We start from the raw sequence: 4,159 nt of genomic DNA on the forward strand, positions 1-4,159 counted from the left end.
GACCGATCCACCGATGACGACGACCCTCCCCGCCACGACCGACCTGGCCCGCATCGTCGCGGTCAGCACCGCCGTCCCGGAGACCTCCTACTCGCAGGCGGAGCTCCTGGACATCTTCCGGATCGAGGACCCCCGCGTCCGATCCGTCTTCCTCAACAGCGCCATCGACCGCCGTCACCTGACCCTGCCGCCCGAAGGCCCCGACGGCACCCGGGTGATGGAGGTCCAGGGACAGCTGCTCGCCAAGCACAAGACGCACGCCGTCGACATGGGCGTGCGTGCCGTCCAGGACGTCCTCAAGCAGACCGGGGCCGACCTCTCCGACATCGGCTACCTGTGCTGCGTCACCACGACCGGCTTCCTCACCCCGGGCCTCAGCGCCCTGATCATCCGCGAGCTGGGCATCGACCCGCACACCAGCCGTCTCGACGTCGTGGGCATGGGCTGCAACGCCGGCCTCAACGCCCTGAACGCCGTCAACGGCTGGTCCCGCGCCAACCCCGGCCGGCTGGCCGTCATGGTCTGCGCGGAGGCCTGCTCCGCCGCCTACGTCTTCGACGGCACCATGCGCACCTCCGTCGTCAACAGCCTCTTCGGTGACGGCGCCGCCGCAGTCGCGCTGATGGCCGGTGAGCCCGAGCTGCCGCTCGCGCACGCCGAGGGTCCGCGGATCCTCAAGTTCGCCAGCTACATCATCACCGACGCCGTCGACGCGATGCGCTACGACTGGGACGACACCCAGGACCGGTTCAGCTTCTACCTCGACCCCCAGGTCCCCTACGTCGTCGGGGCCCACGCCGAACGCGTCGTCGACCGCCTGCTCGCCGGCACCGGCCTGCGGCGCAGCGACATCCGGCAGTGGTTGGTCCACTCCGGCGGCAAGAAGGTCATCGACGCCGTCGGCGTCAACCTCGGCCTGACCCGCCACGACGTCCGCCACACCACCGGGGTGCTGCGCGACTACGGCAACCTCTCCAGCGGCTCGTTCCTCTTCTCCTACGAGCGCCTGCTGCAGGAGCAGGTCGTCGAACCCGGCGACCACTGCGTGCTGATGACCATGGGCCCCGGCTCGACGATCGAGACCGCGCTCGTCCGCTTCTGACCCGGCCGTGCGCCTGGCCGTCCGCCCGGCCGGCCGTGCCCGCAGAACCCCGCATCCCCTCCCCGAGCAAGAAGGCCACACCCTCATGAACAGCACCCCCGCGCCGCAGCTGACACTCGACGGCAGCCAGCCGCTGACCCCGGCGACCGTCCAGGCCCTGAGCGCGCTCTGCGACGCCGCCGAGGACCTCCCGGGCGCGGCCGCGCCGCTGGTCGTCACTGTCGCAGGCGCCCCGGCCACCCGGGCGGACGTGCCGCTGCCGCTGGTCAACAAGTGGGAGCGGGCCGTGCGTCGGCTGGAGAAGCTGGCCGTGCCGACCGTCGCCCTGGTCACCGGCGACTGCGGCGGCACCGCCCTGGACGTGCTGCTCGCCACCGACGTGCGCATCGCGACGCCCGACGCGCGGCTCGTGCCGCTCGCCGGCGCCGACACCGACGAGCGCCGGCCCGACGAGGTGTGGCCCGGCATGGCCCTGTACCGGCTCGCCAACCAGGCCGGCATCGCCGCCACCCGCCGCGCCGTGCTCTTCGGCGACCCGATCGACGCCGAACGCGCCTGCGCCCTGCACCTGTTCGACGAACTCGCCGCCGACCCGGCCGCCGCCCTCGGCCCCGTCCTCGACAAGCTGAAGGGCGGCGCCGGAACGGGTATCCGCCGTCAGCTGATGCTCGACGCCGGCACCACCAGCTACGAGGAGGCGCTCGGCCGTCACCTCGCCGCCTGCGACCGCACCCTGCGCGCGGCCGTCGAGGCTGCCTCGTGACCGCTCCCGTGGCGCTGGTCCCGGAGGAGGCGGGCTTGGCCGACGCCGCCCGCGAGCTGGCCCGGATCGCCGGGCGAACCGAGGCCGTCCTCGCCGCCCTCCCGGCCCCCGCCGAGCGCGACGCGCAGCAGCGCGAGCAGGCCGCCGACGCCAAGAACACCGCCCGCACCGCGCGCGCCCGGTTCCTGGACCGGTTCGCCGAGGCCGTCTACCGACGCCTCACCGCCGACCTCACGCTCCACCTGCGCCTGCCCGAACTGGTCGCCGCCGCGGCCGAGGAGTGGCCCGGCCTGGTGCCCACCGTCGAGCAGCTGGCCACCGAGCGCGGCCGACTCCAGGCGGAGAAGGAGGGCCACGAGATCGACCAGGGCCTCTTCCTGCGTGCCGTGCTGCGCTCGCCCGTCGCCGGGCGGCACCTGATCGACACCATGGCCCTGCCCACCGAGCGCGCGCTCACCCTGCTGCCCGAGTTCCTGCGCACCGGTGAGCTCGACCTCGGCTCGGTGCACCTGGCCCGCCGCGACGGCGCCGCGCACCTGACCATGACCCGGCCCGACTGCCTCAACGCCGAGGACAACCGCCAGGTCGACGACATGGAGACGGCCGTCGACCTCGCCCTGCTCGACCCGGGCGTGCACGCGGCCGTGCTGCGCGGCGGCGAGATGACCCACCCGCGCTACCGCGGCCGCCGGGTCTTCAGCGCCGGTATCAACCTCAAGAGCCTGCACAGCGGCGACATCTCGCTCGTCGACTTCCTGCTGCGCCGCGAGATCGGCTACATCAACAAGATCTTCCGCGGCCTGCGCGTCGACCACGACGGCGCCTGGCACACGCCCGTCATCGAGAAGCCCTGGGTGGCGGCCGTCGACACCTTCGCCATCGGCGGCGGCGCGCAGCTCCTCATGGTCTTCGACCGGGTCATCGCCGCGTCCGACTCCTACATCACCGTCCCCGCCGCCCAGGAGGGCATCGTCCCCGGCGCCGCCAACCTGCGCCTGGGCCGCCTCGCCGGCGGCCGGGTCTCCCGGCAGGTCGTGCTGTGGGGGCGCCGCCTGCACGCCGCCGAGCCCGACGCGCGCCTGCTCGTCGACGAGGTCGTCGAGCCCGACCGGATGGACCAGGCGATCACCGAGTCCCTGGCCCGCCTCGACGGCCCCGCCGTGACCACCAACCGGCGGATGCTCAACCTGGCCGAGGAGCCGCCGGAGCAGTTCCGGCTCTACATGGCCGAGTTCGCGATGCAGCAGGCGCTGCGCCTGTACAGCGCGGACGTCATCGGCAAGGTCGGCCGCTTCTCGGCCTGACGGCCGGTCCGGTCGCCGCACCGCTCCCGGGAGCCCGAAACCCCCGTCGGGCTCCCGGGCCCACACCTTCTCCACTAGGCAGGACAGCAGATGGAAGCCGCCAACCTCACCCGCGTGCGCTACGAGAAGCGCGGGCACGTCGCCCACGTGACCCTCGACCGGCCCGACCGCGCCAACGCGATGGACCTGCGCATGCACGAGGAACTCGCCTTCGTCTGGGACGACTTCGAGGCCGACGACGAACTGTGGCTGGCCGTCCTCACCGGCGCCGGGGAGCGTGCCTTCTCCGCCGGGCAGGACCTCAAGGAGCTCGCCGCCCGCATCGAGGACGGCAGCAACGCGCCCTCCACCTTCGGCAGCCGCGGCAAGCCCGGCTGGCCCCGACTGACCGAGCGCTTCGAGCTCGCCAAGCCGGTCCTCGCCCGCGTCAACGGCGCCGCCTTCGGCGGCGGCTTCGAGCTCGCCCTCGCCTGCGACGTCATCGTCGCGGCCGACACCGCCACCTTCGCCCTGACCGAGGCGAAGCTCGGGCTGATCGCCGGAGCGGGCGGCGTCTTCCGCCTCACCCGGCAGGCCCCCTACCGCGTCGCCCTCGGCCACCTCATCAGCGGCCGCCCGATGACCGCCGACCGCGCCTACCAGCTCGGGCTGGTCAACGAGGTCGTCCCCGCCGCGGACCTCGACGCCGCCGTCGACGCCTGGGTCGCGGACATCCTCGGCTGCGCCCCGCTGGCCGTGCGCGCCGTCAAGCAGGCCGCAGCGGCCGCCGCCACGATGCCGCTCCAGCAGGCGTTCGCGACCCGGTTCCCGTGGGAGGAGCGCCGCATGCACAGCGAGGACGCCGACGAAGGTCCGCGCGCCTTCGTCGAGAAGCGCCCGCCGCGCTGGCAGGGCCGCTGACGGCCCGCCGCCGTCCCCCACCACCCACCACGCCACGGCTCGTGCCGTGGCCGCACGCACTCGCACCTGACACGAACCGGAGCACTGACC

At 73.7% G+C, this 4,159-nt stretch carries 4 protein-coding genes; all 4 read left to right on the top strand.

From position 1 onward, the window contains the following. Window positions 1–13: 13 nt before the first annotated feature. The 4 genes from dpgA to dpgD all read left to right on the top strand — a co-directional run bounded on the left by dpgA (window position 14) and on the right by dpgD (window position 4,069). Window positions 14–1,102, top strand: coding sequence for a 3,5-dihydroxyphenylacetyl-CoA synthase DpgA (gene dpgA, locus BMY61_RS27365; protein WP_042445026.1), 1,089 nt, complete (start codon window positions 14–16; stop codon window positions 1,100–1,102). An 85-nt stretch (window positions 1,103–1,187) separates the two neighbouring features. After that, on the top strand, window positions 1,188–1,865 hold the full coding sequence (gene dpgB, locus BMY61_RS27370; RefSeq protein ID WP_042445025.1) for an enoyl-CoA-hydratase DpgB: 678 nt from the start codon (window positions 1,188–1,190) through the stop codon (window positions 1,863–1,865). Between the two features lie 35 nt (window positions 1,866–1,900). Next, window positions 1,901–3,169, top strand: a complete 1,269-nt coding sequence (dpgC, locus tag BMY61_RS27375) for a (3,5-dihydroxyphenyl)acetyl-CoA 1,2-dioxygenase DpgC (RefSeq protein WP_169791848.1) — start codon at window positions 1,901–1,903, stop codon at window positions 3,167–3,169. Between the two features lie 90 nt (window positions 3,170–3,259). After that, entirely contained in the window at window positions 3,260–4,069 is an 810-nt protein-coding gene (dpgD, locus tag BMY61_RS27380; RefSeq protein ID WP_042445022.1) for an enoyl-CoA-hydratase DpgD, read from the top strand. Window positions 4,070–4,159 lie beyond the last annotated feature (90 nt).

Source organism: Streptacidiphilus jiangxiensis (assembly GCF_900109465.1).
GTDB classification, from domain to species: domain Bacteria; phylum Actinomycetota; class Actinomycetes; order Streptomycetales; family Streptomycetaceae; genus Streptacidiphilus; species Streptacidiphilus jiangxiensis.